This is a genomic window from Cupriavidus sp. PET2-C1, from assembly GCF_054515855.1.
Genome location: NZ_CM137260.1, coordinates 2958999 through 2975974, shown reverse-complemented (window position 1 = coordinate 2975974; position 16976 = coordinate 2958999). Strand labels below are relative to the sequence as shown.

General features: G+C 58.2%; 13 protein-coding genes and 1 pseudogene. 5 read left to right on the top strand and 9 right to left on the bottom strand.

What is annotated here, in order from left to right; all coding sequences use genetic code 11:
- The first annotated feature begins 6 nt into the window (after window positions 1-6).
- The gene (locus ACX12D_RS33255; RefSeq protein ID WP_459375201.1) at window positions 7-504 is read left to right on the top strand and encodes a DUF3830 family protein; all 498 of its coding nucleotides are present in this window, start codon (window positions 7-9) and stop codon (window positions 502-504) included.
- Window positions 505-824: 320 nt separating this feature from the next.
- Here the strand turns inward: ACX12D_RS33255 and ACX12D_RS33250 are convergent, their stop codons facing one another.
- Entirely contained in the window at window positions 825-1013 is a 189-nt protein-coding gene (locus ACX12D_RS33250) for a transposase (protein WP_459376605.1), read from the bottom strand.
- Window positions 1014-1210: 197 nt separating this feature from the next.
- Between ACX12D_RS33250 and ACX12D_RS33245 the strand changes: the two are divergent.
- The 3 genes and pseudogenes from ACX12D_RS33245 to ACX12D_RS33235 form a co-directional block, all read left to right on the top strand.
- Window positions 1211-2170 (top strand): annotated as a pseudogene (locus tag ACX12D_RS33245) (Tn3 family transposase); the annotation flags it as partial.
- A 610-nt stretch (window positions 2171-2780) separates the two neighbouring features.
- Window positions 2781-3044 (top strand): hypothetical protein, encoded by a 264-nt coding sequence (locus tag ACX12D_RS33240; protein ID WP_459375200.1) that lies wholly within the window; start codon window positions 2781-2783, stop codon window positions 3042-3044.
- Window positions 3045-3222: 178 nt separating this feature from the next.
- Complete coding sequence (locus ACX12D_RS33235; protein WP_459375199.1) at window positions 3223-4617, top strand: MFS transporter; 1395 nt, start codon at window positions 3223-3225, stop codon at window positions 4615-4617.
- A 354-nt stretch (window positions 4618-4971) separates the two neighbouring features.
- Here the strand turns inward: ACX12D_RS33235 and ACX12D_RS33230 are convergent, their stop codons facing one another.
- The 8 genes from ACX12D_RS33230 to mdeB form a co-directional block, all read right to left on the bottom strand.
- Entirely contained in the window at window positions 4972-5190 is a 219-nt protein-coding gene (locus ACX12D_RS33230; protein WP_459375198.1) for a hypothetical protein, read from the bottom strand.
- A gap of 117 nt (window positions 5191-5307) precedes the next feature.
- Complete coding sequence (locus tag ACX12D_RS33225; RefSeq protein ID WP_459375197.1) at window positions 5308-5556, bottom strand: hypothetical protein; 249 nt, start codon at window positions 5554-5556, stop codon at window positions 5308-5310.
- Between the two features lie 324 nt (window positions 5557-5880).
- Complete coding sequence (locus ACX12D_RS33220; RefSeq protein ID WP_459375196.1) at window positions 5881-6357, bottom strand: Lrp/AsnC family transcriptional regulator; 477 nt, start codon at window positions 6355-6357, stop codon at window positions 5881-5883.
- A gap of 597 nt (window positions 6358-6954) precedes the next feature.
- The gene (locus ACX12D_RS33215; protein WP_459376604.1) at window positions 6955-7428 is read right to left on the bottom strand and encodes an Lrp/AsnC family transcriptional regulator; all 474 of its coding nucleotides are present in this window, start codon (window positions 7426-7428) and stop codon (window positions 6955-6957) included.
- Window positions 7429-7703: 275 nt separating this feature from the next.
- Window positions 7704-8987 carry a pyridoxal-phosphate dependent enzyme gene (locus ACX12D_RS33210; protein WP_459375195.1) on the bottom strand — a complete coding sequence of 428 codons (1284 nt, stop codon included), beginning with the start codon at window positions 8985-8987 and terminating at the stop codon, window positions 7704-7706.
- The gene (locus tag ACX12D_RS33205; RefSeq protein ID WP_459375194.1) at window positions 8984-10180 is read right to left on the bottom strand and encodes a M24 family metallopeptidase; all 1197 of its coding nucleotides are present in this window, start codon (window positions 10178-10180) and stop codon (window positions 8984-8986) included. The genes ACX12D_RS33210 and ACX12D_RS33205 overlap by 4 nt, the downstream gene beginning before the upstream one ends.
- A 22-nt stretch (window positions 10181-10202) precedes the next feature.
- Entirely contained in the window at window positions 10203-11012 is an 810-nt protein-coding gene (locus tag ACX12D_RS33200; protein WP_459375193.1) for an IclR family transcriptional regulator, read from the bottom strand.
- A 696-nt stretch (window positions 11013-11708) separates the two neighbouring features.
- Window positions 11709-14336 carry an alpha-ketoglutarate dehydrogenase gene (gene mdeB, locus ACX12D_RS33195; RefSeq protein WP_459375192.1) on the bottom strand — a complete coding sequence of 876 codons (2628 nt, stop codon included), beginning with the start codon at window positions 14334-14336 and terminating at the stop codon, window positions 11709-11711.
- Between the two features lie 447 nt (window positions 14337-14783).
- On the opposite strand from mdeB, the gene ilvB reads away from it, so the two are divergent.
- The gene (gene ilvB / locus ACX12D_RS33190; RefSeq protein ID WP_459375191.1) at window positions 14784-16541 is read left to right on the top strand and encodes a biosynthetic-type acetolactate synthase large subunit; all 1758 of its coding nucleotides are present in this window, start codon (window positions 14784-14786) and stop codon (window positions 16539-16541) included.
- Window positions 16542-16976: the final 435 nt, after the last annotated feature.

Here is a 16976-nt window from a genome sequence, read left to right as displayed (position 1 = left end):
AATTCCATGGCTAAGCACATTCTGCTGACTTTCACTGAAAATGGCGTCACGGCTCGCGCACAGTTGCTCGAGAATAGCGCACCCAAAACGTGCGCCGCGATCTGGAACGGCCTCTCAATTCCCGCACTCAACAACGGGATACATAGTATGTATGTCGGGCGCGGAGTGGCATTCAATTTACCGCCCCCCAATCAGACCTTCTCGCCAGAAGAAATCCCGCCGGAAAACCAGATCATTCTACCGATGCCTGGCGATATCTGCTTCACCTACTTCAGGCCTTATGAATTGAATTCTCCAGGTCACGATTCGGGTTCCACCGATGCCGTCTTTGATATCACCATCTTCTACGGGCGGAATGCGCGCCTGTTTGCAAGCCAGGGGTGGCTGCCTTGCAATCTGTTCGCGAGAATTGTCGGAGACATTGCGCCGCTCGCCGAAATGTGCACGCGATTGCGGAATGAAGGTCAAAAAGAAATCAGGATTACGCGCGCTCCCGCACCGTGACCATTGCAGTCATTCCGACGTCGCCAGAGATCGAGTTAGAAGATAGGCAAGCTCAGGCCGCTTTCTTTTCGGATTTCATCCCGATACTTTTCTTAAGAGACCAGCTACTAAAGAACCACAGGGGCTGGTAAGAAGCGTTCACGCAGGAGATAGGTAGCACCTGGCAGCCGAGGTCGGCAATTCGTTTAAGGAGGCGCTGAATGGTTTTGTTTGCGTCCTGTTGACTGAAGTAGTTGGGGCCGAGGTCCGCATACTCAACGCCGTTACAGAGCATGTGCCCAGGTAGCTGTAAGCAATGAGGCAGCGGCTGCCAGGATAGTCTATTTTAGGCCGCGTCTTGCCTTTATGCGCAGGAATCCGGTATGTAGATCAGTATCTTCCACGCGTATGGCGGCCCATGCGGCGGTGAGCAGCGTGGTCTTCAGCCATGTGCCGCTCTTGCGCACGCGGGTGCTGCAGCGCTTGCCGGCGCTCTCGTCGTTACGTAGGCAAAGGTCCGCCCAGGATATTAAGTGGGCAGCATAGGGGAAAGCGCGTCATGTCGGCGCCGATTTCGGCCAGAATGATTTTGGCCAGAATTACTTGGGCGGCTCGTCACTAACCCCGGGAATGGTCGTCAGCAGGCGAACATGCTGCCGGATCGGCGCGAGTGCTTTTCCCCGGTGGCGTCCAATTCCGCGAGCGTGTGCTCGAGCGCATTGATTACCTGCCGGCCACGGCCGACGAGTACGTCGAGCAGCTGCTGGCCAACCTGCAGGTCGGCGTGGCCGCGGTCGCCGAGGCCTACGCCAAGGGCAAGGTCGAGATCGGCGCCGACGGCATGCTGCACCTGCCGCGGCTCATGGCGCTACCCGACGGCGACCAGCAGCGCACGCGTGAGGCCATCTACCGTCCCCCGATCGGCTGCTGGACATCGACGCGGTGTGCAACTTCAGCGAGGTGCTCCTTGGGCACCGCGCGGAGTCGGTGGCCAAACTGCTGGCCCTCTACGCTGCCTTGCTCGCCCATGTCACCGACATCGACGCCAAGGGCGTAGCTGCGATGATCCTGGGCCGGCGAAGTTTGCCGTGCTCGAAGGCATCCAGACCACCACGACCAAGCGGATCCCGCTGCGCGCCATCCGCCTAGGCTGGGACGATTTCCTGTGCGTGGTCGGCTCGGTGCGCCTGGGGCGCATCAGCGCCGAATAGACCCTGCTGCGGTGGCTGGGCAGCTGCGCGCAAGTACCCGGCGCACAAAGCCGCCGACCATCTGGGACGCCTACTGCGCAGCATATTCCTGTGCGACTACATCGCCATCGATGACTTCCGGCGCGAGATCCATACCCCTCTCAGCCGCGGCGAGTCAGTGCACCAGCTGCAGCGCGCCGTCCACAGCGGCAAGGTGTCCGGCGATCGCGGGCGGCGGCGCGACGATGTGACGGCGATCTCCGGCGCGCACGCGCTGCTGACCAACCGTGCTGGCCTGGAACACCTACCGCATGAACGAGGTCGTCCAGCGGCTGCGCCAGGATGGCATCCCCATCGACGACGCCTGACTGCGGCGCATCGGGCCGGCGAACTTCGGGCACATCAACTTCCGCGGCACGTTCAGTTTCCGGATCGACAAGTACGCCGAGGTCGTGCTGCGCAGGGTGGAGTCGCGGCGGCGCACTGCCGCGGATTGATCTTGCCGGCGCCAGTTACCATAGTTCCACACCGGCTTTTGGCAAGACGGGCATCACAGTCACGCGACTGGGGAGCATCATGAAGCGACGCTTCTCGGAAGCGGCCGACTTGATCCAGGACTACAGCGACGACCGTTGAGAAGCTGAGGCGTGCCAGCCCGCACTGGATGCGCCACTATCTGCTGTTCCCGGCTATGTCGGGTGATATGGATCAGCGCCGGCGACGATCCAAAGATTCCCGGTCGCGGGGCAGACAAGCCCAACCCATCACCCAACATAATTTCGCGACCCTATAGGCCGTTTAGGAAACTGAGGAGTTGGCCTGTCGGCAGGTAGCTGACTTTCCGTATGGCGGGGACATTTTTCGGCCGGAAATCAACTCCGTGGTCGGCTAGGCTAGGCGCTTGCTGGTGGTCGCCGCGGCGCAATGCCAAGCGAAGGGGCGCCGAGACTTCCTCTGAGCGGGGTACATAGACAAATGCGTACCAATCTGCACGAAAAAGTTGAACACTCCCACATGGGCGCTGCTGGAACACTAAGCGGACCATCTTTCACCCAGGGGTCCGCAGCAGTGGAGCGAATGATCGGAAGATCCGTGCAGACGGGGGCCATGATTGATGGACTGCTGCGTCAGGCCGGCCTGTCAAGACAAAACCTTCAGCTCGAAGAGCTCGATCTGTCCGCCCTATGCCACGAAATCGACGCCAACTTGAGAACCGTAGATGAGCGACGCGAGCTCGAACTTGTGATCCAGCTGCAGACGATGGTCAGGCCGACAAGACGCTGCTGGGCTTGCGCTGAACAACCTGCTGAGCAACGCTTCACCGCCACGCAGGCCCGCGCGGGCATCGAAGTGGGCACGCTCACCCTCTAGAGCTTTGGCGACACCTTCATCGTCAAAAACAACGGCGCAGGATTTGATGCCGAAGCGGGCACATCACGACGGAAAAAATCATTTTATCCCTGCGATATGAAGAAATCCGACATGATCGGGCCATAAGATAGCATTCAGCTGCCACGAGCAGTGATATGAAATCAACAGGAGACAATTCGTGAAAACTCAATCAAACAGCGGCACGTCGGCTGCTGCACGCCTAGACCGGCTGCCTATACTTCCATTCCATCGCAGGCTCCTCGGCCTCGTGGGCGGTGGGCTGTTCATCGACAACTTCGACATCTTCATTGCAGGCGCCATCATGGTGGTGTTACTCAATTCCGGCTGGTCGACGCTCGAGTTGAACGCAACATTTATCTCCGCCACATTCGCTGGCATGTTGATCGGAACCATCAGTGGCGGCATCATCGCGGACCGTTTCGGCCGAAAGCTTACCTTCCAACTCAATCTGGCGATTTTTGGACTTGGTTCGCTCGCTTGCGCAGTCGCGCCTGACGCACACCTGCTCATTGCGGCGCGATTCGTCTGTGGAATCGGTCTGGGCACCGAGATCGTGGTGGGGTACAGCACGTTGGCAGAGTTCGTGCCGCCTCGCAATCGAGGCCGCTGGCTGGCGCTGTTGTCCATGACATCATCTTTTGGACTGCTGGCTGCCACTCTTCTGAGTTTCCTTCTGATTCCTGCGTTCGGTTGGAGAGTGATGTTCGTCCTGCCCGGCGTGGCGGCGCTCATCATCCTCTGGTTGCGAAAGTCCATTCCAGAGTCTCCGCGATGGCTGGAACTCAAGGGTCGTCATGCTGAGGCCGATGCCATCGTCAGTGCAGTAGAAGATGAAGCACGTGAGAGAGGCGTGCGGTTGGCGGAGCCGCAAATCTCGCCGGTCCGCATTGCCCAGCCGCTATTCCAGCGCAAGTACATCCGACCGCTCATCCTTGGCAGCGTGATGCAAGTCGTGCTGTTCACCGCACTTTACGGGCTTGTCAGTTGGCTCCCTACTTTCTTGACCAAGCAAGGCATGTCGATCAACCAGTCCCTCGGCCAGTCTGCATTCATTGCACTGGGCAGTCCCACCGGCGCATTCATCGCCCAGTTCCTCGCAGATCGACTGGGCCGACGCCGGGCAATTATCGGGGGATCAATCCTCGCTGCAGTTATGGCCTTCATGTTCGGTCAGATGACCTCTCAGGGAGGAGCGGCTCTCGTCGGATTCGCAACGTTCTGCACTGTCTTCTTCCTGATCGCCACCGTGCAAGCCGTATATCTGCCGGAGATTTTTCCAACTGAGGTCCGAATTCGTTGCAACGCGATCTGCGTTGGCATCGCTCGGATCAGCTCTATCGGCGTCCCGTTTGTGGTGGTCTTCCTTTTCGATCGCGGCGGAGTCACCGCTGTCGTTACTGCCATCGCGATCTTGTTTGTGGTGCAAGCCTTGGTTATGACATGGCTCGGCACCGAGACCGCCCAAAAGTCGCTTGACAATGTTTCGGACGAACCGCCCGAAACTCGAGGTGACATTGACCAAGTAGAAATGCGCACCGGACACACGTCATGAAACCAGTTCATGCCCATAGCACTTTGACTCCGCAAGCGCTCCGAAAGTAGATCTGCTCCGGCCGTCACACCGGCTATACCGCGGGACGCGTACTCGGATTCGTGCAGGCCAACGGGAGTGTCTGATTTTTCGGTGCCGATGGGCCGCAGTAGCCCCCCATGTGAGAGCGCGTGACGAGAAAACGTGCACGCGAAGTCTGCTAGCACAGTAAATGATGGTCGGCTATGGTACGGTCCGTCGGCAATGTTGCCGGTCATTGGGTGATGCTGATGGACGTGGGGAACAAGATCGACGCTGGATGCGCAGCGGTAGCACCGATGGAACAAGGGGCTCGGCGAGCCTCTTGTGGCTGAATCAGAAGTCGTTTTCGCCGAGATCATCGTCAAGACCATCCGGATGCCCCTGTCGATCTTTGGCCAACCACTCAGTCAAATCCAATTGATAGTGAGCATGCAGACGGTCGCGCAGATCGTCGAGCAACCCGATAACAGCCCAGGCCTGCGGGGGCGTCCAGTTGGCGGCGCTGAGCAAGAACAGCCCCCGGGTGATGCCGGATGGCTGGTGGAAGGTCATGGTGATGTCGTGGTTGTGTTGATGGACGTGGCGGCGATGGCCAACGGCGCCACTCACCGCCTGGTGCGGCGGTTCTGGGTTGCACTTGTAGGTTTCCAGATAGAGCTTCTCGTCGATCTACGGCAGCTTCCGTTGCGCGGCCTGGGCCGGAAGCTCACCCTGCAGGTGGTCCGGGCATGCCTGCAGCTCTTCGATGCTCGCGCTCTCCAGCGCCAGGCGGCAGCGGATGCGGCTGCCCAGCGGGATCAGGTCCTCGCGGCTGAACTTCTCCGGCAGGCGGGCGTCGCCGGCAAGCACCACGCACAGCAGCAATTGCGAGTCGAAGCGTGCCTGCGCGAGCAGGCGCAGCTCCGAGAGGACCGGCACAGCCATCTCCTGGGCTTTGTCAATTGAGCAGCACGCAGCGGCGGCTGGCCTCCATGTGGGCGAGCCAACGCTCGCGCAGCGCTTTGAAGCCGCCCCAGCGGTTGTGGAGCTTGAGGGGTACGGTAAAGATGTCGCTGAGCTCGCGGTAGAAGTCCGCCAGATTGCCCTGCGGTGGCGGTGGCGGTGGCGGTGGCGGTGGCGGTGGCGGTGGCGGTGGCGGTGGCGGTGGCGGTGGCGGTGGCGGTGGCGGTGGCGGTGGATTATGGTGCTCGCGAGCCTCCGGCACCATCCGTCGTTGCACTGTCTGGCATTCCTGCCGTTGAGCTACTTGAACCGTTCCACATCTATCGGTAGCGCGAAGCTTGTCTTCACCCGATCTATTACAACCATGGTTTTGAACCACTTGATGTCCGGGTTCCCGTGGAAGAAGTTCTGAGTGAACAACTCGTATCGCTCCATATCTTCCATGGTGACGATCAGCACGAAGTCTGCATCTCCCGTCACGTAGTAACCGGCCATAATTTGCGGCACCGCACGGATCGCCTTCTTGAAACGATCGACGATGTCCGAACGCTCTCGTTCCAAGCCCACTTGCACGACCATCGCCACGTTTTGCCCGATCGCCTTCGGATTCACTATCGCGACGTCTCCCTCGATAATGCCTTCGGCGCGCAGCCTCTTCAACCTGCGCTGCACAGCTGTGGGAGAAAGACCTACGGCCTCACCCAGTGCCTCGCTGGGTGTCCTGTTGTTCCGCTGAACTTCTTCGATAAGGCGAGCGTCGAGTCGGTCGAGATCCATCCTGTTGCCAGACAATTCGTGATAGGAGTTAACGTTGCAGGATAACAGATGAGGAGGCGCTCTTATATGCACGGGGGGTGTGCTCTAGGTTCGGCCCCCGGTTCCGCTGGTACGTCAACCCCTATAGTCACCGGCCTCGTCGAGCTTCGCCTGCAGCCAATTGCGCGCCGTGGTGAAGGTGCCCGGCACCACGCCAGTCACAGGTCCAGCATGACTAATAGGAAGTTATCCATGGGCTCTGTGATGCACTTCTTCCCCATTGTGATGTCCGTATGGATTCATGGATCGGCCTCGTTGTGGATAGAGATTTATCGCTGCGCCGCTACCCCGCGAGACCGCCGCATTCGCTGGCATGTTAATCGGAACCACCGGCGGCGGCATCATCGCGGACCGTTTCGGCCGAAACTTCACCTTCCAACTCGATCCGGCGATTTTTGGGCTTGCTTCGCTCGCTTGCGCAGTCGCGCCTTGCTCAAATCCCCACGCCATCAAGAAAGCTGCTTATGCACAGCAGCTACCCAACCAACTACTCCATGAAGGCCGACCGCCGTACCCCATGCCTGCCGGCAACGTGAGACGAAAATCGGCATTGGCGAACTACCGCTGCCTCACAGGAAGCGGAAGCGCTGTCTTATAGCGTACCTGCTTGAGAGCGAAGCTGGACCTTATCTTTTCGATACCCGTGATCGGAGTAAGTTGCTCGAGGATAAATCTCTCCAGGGCAGCCATGTCGGCGACCGCGATTCGAATCAAGTAGTCACTATCCCCCGTCATGAGATAGCACTCCATCACCTCATCGTGCTCTGCGATTCGTCGCTCAAACTCCGTCAGCGACGTCTTGCTTTGGTCCTTCAAGCTAATCGAGATGAAGACGTTAAGCCCAAGCCCCAAGGCGGAAGCGCTTGCAAGGGCCACATAGCGCTCAATAACTCCTGCTGCCTCCAAAGCCTTTACTCGGGCGAGACAGGGCGATGGCGATAGATGAACACGCCGCGCCAGTTCTACGTTCGTCAAAGCGCTATCCTGCTGAAGCTCATCCAGGATGCGAAAATCCGTGGCGTCGAGGTTCATCATCGATGTCCCTGCAAAGAGGCCGCAATGCCGGCCAATAAGTAAATCTAAAACACGCGGGCTACAGAAACGCTGTCGGCACCGTGTAATCCCCTGGTTGCCCGACTGCTCTATTCCTGATCACCCTCCCCCAAGCGCCGTAGCAGTTCTTGGGTTGCGTAGGGGCCAAGTCGCCGGTGGAAGGTAGTCGCCGACAACTTGTCCGCGGCTACCTTCCACCTACCTAGGCTAGTCCTACACCATCGCCCTCCCAGTGCGGCCTACAGCCCTCCTGTTCATTGAACAGACTCCACTCGGATCTCTGAAGAACGATGATGTAGGGCCTCCACGGTGGCCTCCAATAGCTCGTCAATGCCCAACGTAGTGACAGGGATGTCGGTCCATGCAGCCGTAGACTTGTCCACGTCTTTGAGACCAGAACCAGTCGCTAAGCACACGACGAGGTCCTTTGCGGAGATGATGTTTGCCTCGCGGAGTCGACGAACCGCGATGAATGGCATCACGCTGGCCAGTTCAAGAAGCATCCCTTCCTGGGAGGCAATGTGCTCTTGCATCTCTACTAGACCATCATTGTTCACAGGAACGGCCACACCATTCGACTGGCGCAGTGCATACAGGGCCTGGAATGCGCTCTGGGCTGCTCCCACGGAAGCGGAAAGTGCGTCGTATTTGACGGTCGCGGCAGGAACCGTGTCTGAGCCATTATCAAGGGCTTGCTTCAGCGATCCATGCGCCTCGGCTGCTACGAACCGAGGAATACTTTGGATTACGCCGGCGCTCTTCAGGTCCATGAAGCCCTGATAGATGCCAGACAGCGCATCGCCATAGCAAACCGGCATCGCCATCCAATCCGGCGCGCGACCCAGATCCTGAACTATCTCGTATGCGATTGTCTTATAGCCCTCAATGCCGATTGGCGTGCTACCGACCACCGGCGCTGAATAAGGCGAGGTCACAAACCAGTTGTGGCGTTTCACCCCAGCCGCGAGCAACGGCCAGCGCTGGGACTTGTCGGCCATCATAATGAGATGCGCGCCTAACTTGCGTATTTGCGCCATCATCGGACCGGCCGCGCCTTTCATCGAGACCACGACACAGGGCATCCCAGCACGCGCGGCATAGGCTGCCAACGAAGCGCCAGCATTCCCTGACGATGCTGTAGCGACCACGGGCGCGCCAAGCTGTTTGGCATATGAAACCGCGACGGTGCTCACACGATCCTTGTAAGACTGCGTGGGATTGCGCGTCTCGTCTTTGACGTACAGGTTTTCGATGCCAACGTGTGTGGCCAGGCGTTCTGTGGCCACGAGGGGCGTGCCGCCCTCGCCCAGCGAGACAGCGCAGTCACCGTCGACCGGCAACATATCTGCGAATTGCCAGAGGCTGCCAGTACGGCGCTCTCCGGTGTTGAATGCCCATTTCCGGACGTCGTCAGCATCGTATTGCACGCGCAAGTTGCTCGCCAACTCACCCGTACAGGCGGCACAACCCAAACCACGGTAGTCCGGCGCATAGTGTGTGCCGCAACGCAGGCACTGAAGTGAGGCAACTTTACTCATGCCAGCACCCGCAGCCCGCCGTCAGTGTCGTGCAGCAGTTCGATGCCGTGCTCGCGTACGACCACTGTGTTTTCCACCTGGAGCCCACACCAACCAAACTCGTAGTACGGCGTCTCGACGCACATGACCATTCCTTCCTCGATGACTTGGTCATTGCTGGGCGTCAGGTCCGGCATGTCATATCCGTCCAGTCCAATACCATGGCCAACGTGACTTCTGGAGTAGTGAGGAATCCCGGCCTTGCGCGTTGCCTCCATTGCGATCTCGAAGACGCGAGACGCCTTGACACCGGGACGGATCGCGTCAAATGCAGCCAGTACCCCGTCATGTAGCGCTTTATGGTATCGGACAATCTTCGGCTCGGGCTCCCCCAACACAGCGATTCGAGCGATATCGGCGCGGTAATGCCGGTAGCGGCCACCAACGTCGAATCGGATGACATCGCCCATGCGCAGGGCAGTATTCGTGGGGTGTACATTGGGCATTGCAGAGCGCGCGCCAAAGCCGAGACAGCCTAGGACCGGGGTCGCGTCATGCTGGACCGTTGTTGCATGGAAAGTTCGCGCCATCTCAAGTTCCGTGATGCCGGGACGCGCCACTTTCAATGCGGCATCCACCGAGCGCTCCGCGATGGTAGCCACCATGCGCAGTCGCTCGATTTCCACGGGCGTCTTAACGGCTCGAATCTCGCGGAACAGCTTCGTTGCCGGCACGATCGTGGCCTGCGGCAGCTCTTGCTGGAGACGCTCCCATTGTCCCGGCATCAGGCCCATTTCGTCGATCGCGAGGGTCGCTTTGTCCAATCCCTCATTTCGCAAGCTCTTGAGCAGCGCGCTGAGACCATCCTTTTCGTCGGGAAGGGCAAACAGGTCTAGCAGCCGGCTGTCGGCATCAGTGATCGGGCCTTCCGTCTTGTCAACGTGGAAGAAGCCGAAGCGGGTAATGTTCTTAATCCACACGTCCTCCTGGTCCACAAGCTGGTCGAGCAGCGATGTGGGGGCAATGACGCGCGAGCCCTCCAGATCCTTTGCCGGTAGCACGACAAACACTTGCGGCCCGCGCCGAATCCATTGCGAAAGCGCCCAGTAGCCGCTTGAGTAGGTAACATTCTCAGGCGACGTGGCGATAAAGGCGTCTACGCCTTTCTCCTTGGCCATTTGGACCAGACGCGGTTTGTTCAGAAGGCTTTCCATTACTTGCTCACTCCGTTTGAGTTTATTTAGCTGCCTCGAAACTTCTGTCGACAGCAGTGCTTTGGTCAAAGGTATTGGACGAATAGCCGAGTGCCTTGGAACACCTCAGAGCAGCACTGACTACAAGCTGTGCGATGGCCGGCCATTCCTCAGCATCCCGCTGGGCCTTCAGGAAGGCAACACTAATGGCCGCGACGGCAATTCCGTCCTTGTTGCGGATCACCGTCCCAATGGATACGACGCCGACCTCGTTCTCCTCGTCGGCAATCGCGTACCCACGCTTACGAATATTGTCGAACTCGCTCTGCAAAGCTCGCGCGCCGGTGATGGAGTGCTTGGTGCGTGCAGCGTAGGGACTCGGACCGAGAACAAGCGAGGCGCGCTCGGCGGACAATTCTGCGACCAGACACTTGCCCATGGCAGTTGTGTGAGCCGCAATACGCTGCCCCGCTTCCGCGCGGATAGCGATGGGACCGCTACTTTGAACGGTATGAAGGTAGACCACTGAGTTTTGCTGGATCGCGCCCAGGTAACCGTTGAGTTGATGGGCTTCAGCCAAAACTTTCAACTCAGCAGACGCAGTTATATGGAGCGCGTCGCTACGTGCAGTGGCCGAACCAAGAGCCAACGCGCGGTACCCCAGACGGTACTTGCGCGACTCGGTGACTTGATGAAGGTATCCTGCGTCGACAAGGGTATTGGCCAGCCGTTGGGCAATAGATGGGCTGATGTCAAGTATGCGAGCGAGTTCCCGTATGCCTAACGGCTCCCCACTTTCGTCAACCGCACTCAGAATTTCCAGGCCGCGAGCGAGTGATTGGTTCGTTGTCATATGTTCCTATAATAGGCACAGTGTTCCTATACATAAAACTATACGGCGCACCACCCCTCCTGTCAACGAATCTCGGCAGGGTTGAAACATGGTGTCGGATGCCGCACTTTGGTTCGCCGCTACAGAATGGATATCGCTCCCAGCACTTTCCACAGTCCTATGCCCTGCGGTCGAATCGGCATTAACTTATCGCGCTTGTACGCGTTCAGGCGGTGGCTTGCGATGCACACTCGTGGGGGAAAAAGCGCGATGAAATACTGCGCCTCAGCACGGGATATGTCTCGTGCGAGATTGAGCGCTACGCCGCGTAGCGCAGTTGGCGACAAGGCAATGACGTACAGTTCGGGGCCGCCAGCCATCCGACCTTGCCTGTGCCCTGTAAGGCGCCTGCACGGCCCGCAGGATTGGCTTGGGGAGGGTGCACGGAATGAACTAAAACACGCCAGATGCGGAAGTTCAGCGGCAGCCAGTGACTCGCGATGACGGATGACCCGCCGGCGTATGATCAGCCAGCCGCCGAGACGCCGGCTCCAACCCTTGGCAACATCATTGCCGCGCCACAACTCGAGTCGGAGCTGAGAACCACAGAAGTGCGCCGGGCAGCGGACGCTCCCGCAGTTGCGCGGGGCGTTCGCTGCCCGTCTACCGGCAATATGTCGGGGATCGCTGCGCTTGCCCCCCCCCAATAGTTCGGAGCTAGTCCAGCGCGTGCTTAGCCGCCCGGACAATCGATGCCGCATCAACGCCGAAGTACTCGCGAAGAGCACCGCGCGTATCACTTCGGCCAAAGCCGTCGGTTCCCAAAGTCAGGTACCGGCGACCCGCGGGGACATATTCCCGGACGCTTTCTGGCACAGCGCGGACATAGTCTGTTGCCACGATAATCGGGCCGTCGCTCTGCTCCAGTTGCAGTTGGAGGAACGGAATTTCGTTGCTCGTCTCGCCCAGGAGCTCCCGTTTGCGATGCAAAGCGCCCTCACGGGCAAGCTCACTCCAGCTAGTCACGCTGTAGACCGAGACATCGATGCCTTCACTTGCCAGTTGCTGAGCCGCCCTAATGACTTCGGTCAGGATTGCACCTGAGCCCATTAGCGTGACCCGATTAGTCGAGGCTTTCGAAGCCGTTACTTCGGGGCGCTGCCAATCATCGAACTTGTAGCATCCCTTCAAGATCGCAGACTCAACGTTGCTGGGCAGATTCGGTTGCGCATAGTTCTCATTCATCAGAGTGACGTAGTAGAAGACGTCCTGCTGCTCTATCATCATTTCCCGAATGCCTGCATCAACGATCACGGCCATCTCCGCGGCAAACGCGGGGTCGTACGCCTTGCAATTGGGAATAGTTGCAGCGACCAGGTGGCTGGTTCCATCCTGGTGCTGTAACCCTTCTCCTCCCAACGTGGTACGCCCAGAGGTAGCGCCAAGCAGGAATCCGCGAGCTCGCTGGTCCGCAGCTGCCCAGATGGCATCTCCGATGCGCTGGAAGCCGAACATGGAGTAGTAAATGTAAAACGGCAGCATAGCGAGGCCGTGAACGCTATAGCTTGTCGCTGCAGCCGTCCAGCTGGCAATTGCGCCAGCCTCGCTAATCCCCTCCTCGAGGATTTGGCCGTTGAACGCCTCTCGGTACGCCAATACAGATCCGATATCTTCTGGGTCGTACCGTTGGCCCACACTACTGTAGATGCCAACCTGCTTGAAGAGGTTGGCCATGCCAAAGGTACGGGCCTCATCAGCGACGATTGGCACGATACGGGGACCCAACTCCTTGTCTTTCAGCAACTGCCCGAGCAACCGCACGAACGCCATCGTGGTACTCATCTCTTTGCCGTTAGCCTCAATCGCAAAGCGCGCGTAGGAAGCCAGTGCAGGTTTTGCAACGACACTACAGTGTGTATTGCGCTTCGGCAAAGCACCGCCCAATACCGCCCGTCGCGACTGCATGTACTGCATCTCATCGCTTTCCGCGCCGGGTTTTAGGAAAGTCAGAGAAGTTGCTTGGTCGTCTGTCAGAGGTAGATTGAACCGGTTCCTGAACTCAATCAGCTGGGAGTCATCGAGTTTCTTCTGCGAATGAGTGGTCATGCGGCCTTGGCCTGCCGCTCCCATGCCATACCCTTTCTTCGTATGCGCCAGGATGACTGTCGGCCGACCATTGCGTTCAGCTGCTTTAGCATACGCGGAGTAGATCTTGACCAAATCATGGCCGCCTCTCTTAAGGCGATCTATCTGCTCGTCGGTCATACCCTGCGCCAACAACGCAAGCTGCGGATTCTGCCCGAAGAAGTGCTCACGGTTGAAACGTCCATCCTTTGCAGCGAAGGTCTGCATCTGACCGTCGACCGTGTCGCCCAAGGCCTGAGCCAAGGCACCGCTGGTGTCCCGAGCAAAGAGGCCATCCCAGTCGCTACCCCACAGCAGCTTGATGACATTCCAACCGGCACCGGAAAACAGCCGCTCGAGTTCGTCAATGATCCGGCCATTACCTCGAACGGGGCCATCTAGGCGCTGCAGGTTACAGTTGACGACCCACACAAGATTGTCCAACCGCTCACGAGCTGCCAATGTCAGCGCACTCATGGATTCCGGCTCATCCATTTCCCCATCGCCGAAAACGCCCCACACCGTCCGGTTTTCGCACTGCAGTAAGCCGCGATGCGAAAGATACCGCATAAAGCGTGCATGATAGATAGAACTGATGGGGCCGATCCCCATCGAGCCAGTGGGAAACTGCCAGAAGTCCGGCATCAGCCACGGATGCGGATAGCTGGACAAGCCACGGGCGCCATTGCGTGGACCAACGATCTCCTGTCGATAGTGCGCGAGGTCGGCCTCAGATAGCCTTCCTTCAAGGAAGGCACGTGCATAGACGCCAGGCGCACTATGTGCTTGAAAGAACACCAGGTCGTCCGCGCGGAAAAAGTGATTGAAGCCGGTCTCAAACAGATCAGCGGCGCTCGCATAGCTAGCGATATGCCCTCCCAATTCGCCGTATGCCTGGTTGGCGCGAACGACCATTGCCAGTGCATTCCAGCGCATCAAGGATCCCAGTCGCTCTTCGATGGCCAAGTCACCTGGGAACCGCGGCTGATCGTCAACGCCGATAGTGTTCACATATGGCGTAGTTAGATTGGGCTGCCAACCGACACGGTGGTCGCGGGCCAAGCGAGCAAGCTCGTCAAGCATGTACTTCCCGCGTTCGGGGCCGTATGCCCGAATCAGTCCATAGAACGCGTCGCGCCATTCGGCGGTTTCGATGGGATCCGGGTCGACATGCTGTGCAGCGCCCGTTTCCTGGAGCAGGGGGGTAATTGGCGTATTCATAGTCAAAATTCTAGGTTGTAAGCCCCGGCATGTCGTGCCGTACTAGCCCGCAAGGCACCATCGGTCCGGCACAATCTGCCGCAAGATAACTTCCAGGCAGGCGGCAACGATGAGCCTCGACACCATCGATCTACGGAATGGTTGAGCTTCTGAAGCAAGTTCCGCTTTAAGACGGCGCTTCCACTGCTTTCGGACCAGTGATATGCCTAATTGAAGGCTCTCACTACGAGCCTAAGTGTCGCCCTTCCTGTGACCGCGGCGCTACCTGCCTCGCGTAGCACGTATGCAAATCGGAATTTGCTACTGCCCAGCCTAGGATCCACAGCATGACGCGCTGAGACGCTATGCATTCACTAGCGAATTCAGCGACCAATACCGCAAGGAGCAACCTAGAATCTACCGGACTAGGCATTGCCTCGCCCTGAATTCAAAAGACACATTCCCGAGATGAACCGTCCCGCTCCTGATTTCCACTCCCGCACTTTCGCACCGTCTCGCAAAATGAGTGGTGCCGAAATGATTGTAGAAGCGTTGCTGGCGGAGGGCGTGCGAAGCGTTTGGGGCTATCCCGGCGGCGCCGTCCTACCGATCTACGACGCCATCGCACAGCAACCAAGCCTCCAGCATTTGCTCGTGCGTCATGAGCAAGCCGCGGTCCATGCCGCGGATGGCTACGCTCGTGCAACCGGAGAAGTTGGAGTCGCTCTCGTGACGTCTGGCCCTGGCATTACCAATGCTGTGACCGGCATAGCAACGGCCTACTTTGATTCGATACCGCTGGTGATCCTGTCAGGGAATGTACCAACCTCCATGATTGGTGAGGACGCTTTTCAAGAATGCGATGCGGTCGGCATTACGCGTCCCATCGTGAAGCACAATTTCCTTGTGACAGACGTGGCCAGCCTTCCTCAAATCTTGAAGAAGGCTTTTTACCTCGCGCGCACTGGCCGCCCAGGCCCGGTGCTAGTTGACATTCCGAAGGATGTAGCCATCAGCACAGGACCGTTTCAGTATCCTGAGCGAGCCGACATCCGCTCATATCGCCCTACAGTCGATGGACATGAAGGGCAAATTCGCCAAGCCGCTCGCTTGCTGAGGCGCGCTGCGCGGCCCTATCTTTATATCGGCGGCGGCGTCGTGTCTGCACAAGCGAGTGCTGAGGTAAGAAAACTGGCAGCCATGATTGACGCGCCGGTCACCACGACGCTTATGGCACTTGGCACGTTCCCCGGGAGGGATACGCGGTATCTTGGCATGCCAGGTATGCATGGCACCTATGAGGCTAACCGAGCCATGCAGGAGTGCGATGTCCTTCTCGCCATCGGTGCGCGATTCGATGACCGCGTCATTGGGAACGTCAAAGACTTCTGTTCGACCCAAAGACAGATTATCCACATTGACATCGACCCGACTAGTATCGGAAAGCGCGTCAAACCGACGGTGCCAATCGTTGGAGATGCCCGTCGCGTTTTGCAGCGCCTTATTGAGTCCTGGACGGAAACAGGAGAGCCATCCAACGACAAAACGGCTTGGTGGGAGAGCATTTCTGAATGGCGATCCAAGAACTGTTTGGCGTACACGCGGGACGGAAAGGCCATAAAGCCTCAGTATGTAATCGAAACGCTCTGCCGCATCGCGCCGGCAGACACTCTCGTTTGCTCGGATGTCGGCCAACATCAGATGTGGGCAGCGCAACACTATCAGTTCGGACAGCCCCGCCAATGGCTCAATTCCGGAGGACTCGGCACCATGGGCGTAGGTCTTCCTTACGCCATGGGAGCAAAACATGCCTTCCCTGATCGCGATGTCATTGCCATCACCGGGGATGGTTCCATTCAGATGTGTATTCAGGAACTATCCACTTGCAAGCAATATGAACTCCCAGTGAAGATTGTTTCACTAAACAATGGATATCTTGGAATGGTACGCCAGTTGCAACAGGTCGAGTATCAGCAGCGATACAGCCAATCGTACCTGGAAGCACTACCCGACTTCGCAGCCTTGGCCAGAGCCTATGGGCATATCGGACATACGGTGAGCAGGGAAGCCGACGTGGAACAGGCACTACGCGAGGCTATTTCTGAGAAGAAACGAACTGTCTTTCTCGATATTCAAGTAGATCCGGGTGAGAATGTATGGCCGATGATTCGAGGAGGAGACGGTCTCGATATGATGCTGCTAGGTGACCAGTCATTCAACGGCTAAGTAGTTCAAAGCAGAGAGCGCCCAACCGACGCCGTCATAAGTTATGGATACTACGGTGCCGACGTTGGCGGGCTGCTTCACGGGAGGGCTCGCTGTGGCAACAGCTGCACGCAGCACCTGTTTTGGCGCGTAGCGCTACCGGGGCCGTCGTCTCCCCGTCGGATCCCCGGACTTTTTTGCCTGGGTCAATGGGTATTTCAAAAAACTAATTTTTAGGAGTAGCGATGAATCTTGTCATCCCTTTTGGCTACGTGCCCGGCACTAACGCAGCTAATCGCCCCTCAGATAATTCGGTAAAGCGGCCAGCTTCGGCCAACTTGCAAACGAACGGTGTGTATAGGAGGCCCTCAGAAGTTCTTATGGAAAATTCGAGCGACCGACCCGATGTGGCGAACATTGCCTGGTTAGGTTACAACTGAGTGCCCTCGGTAAGTC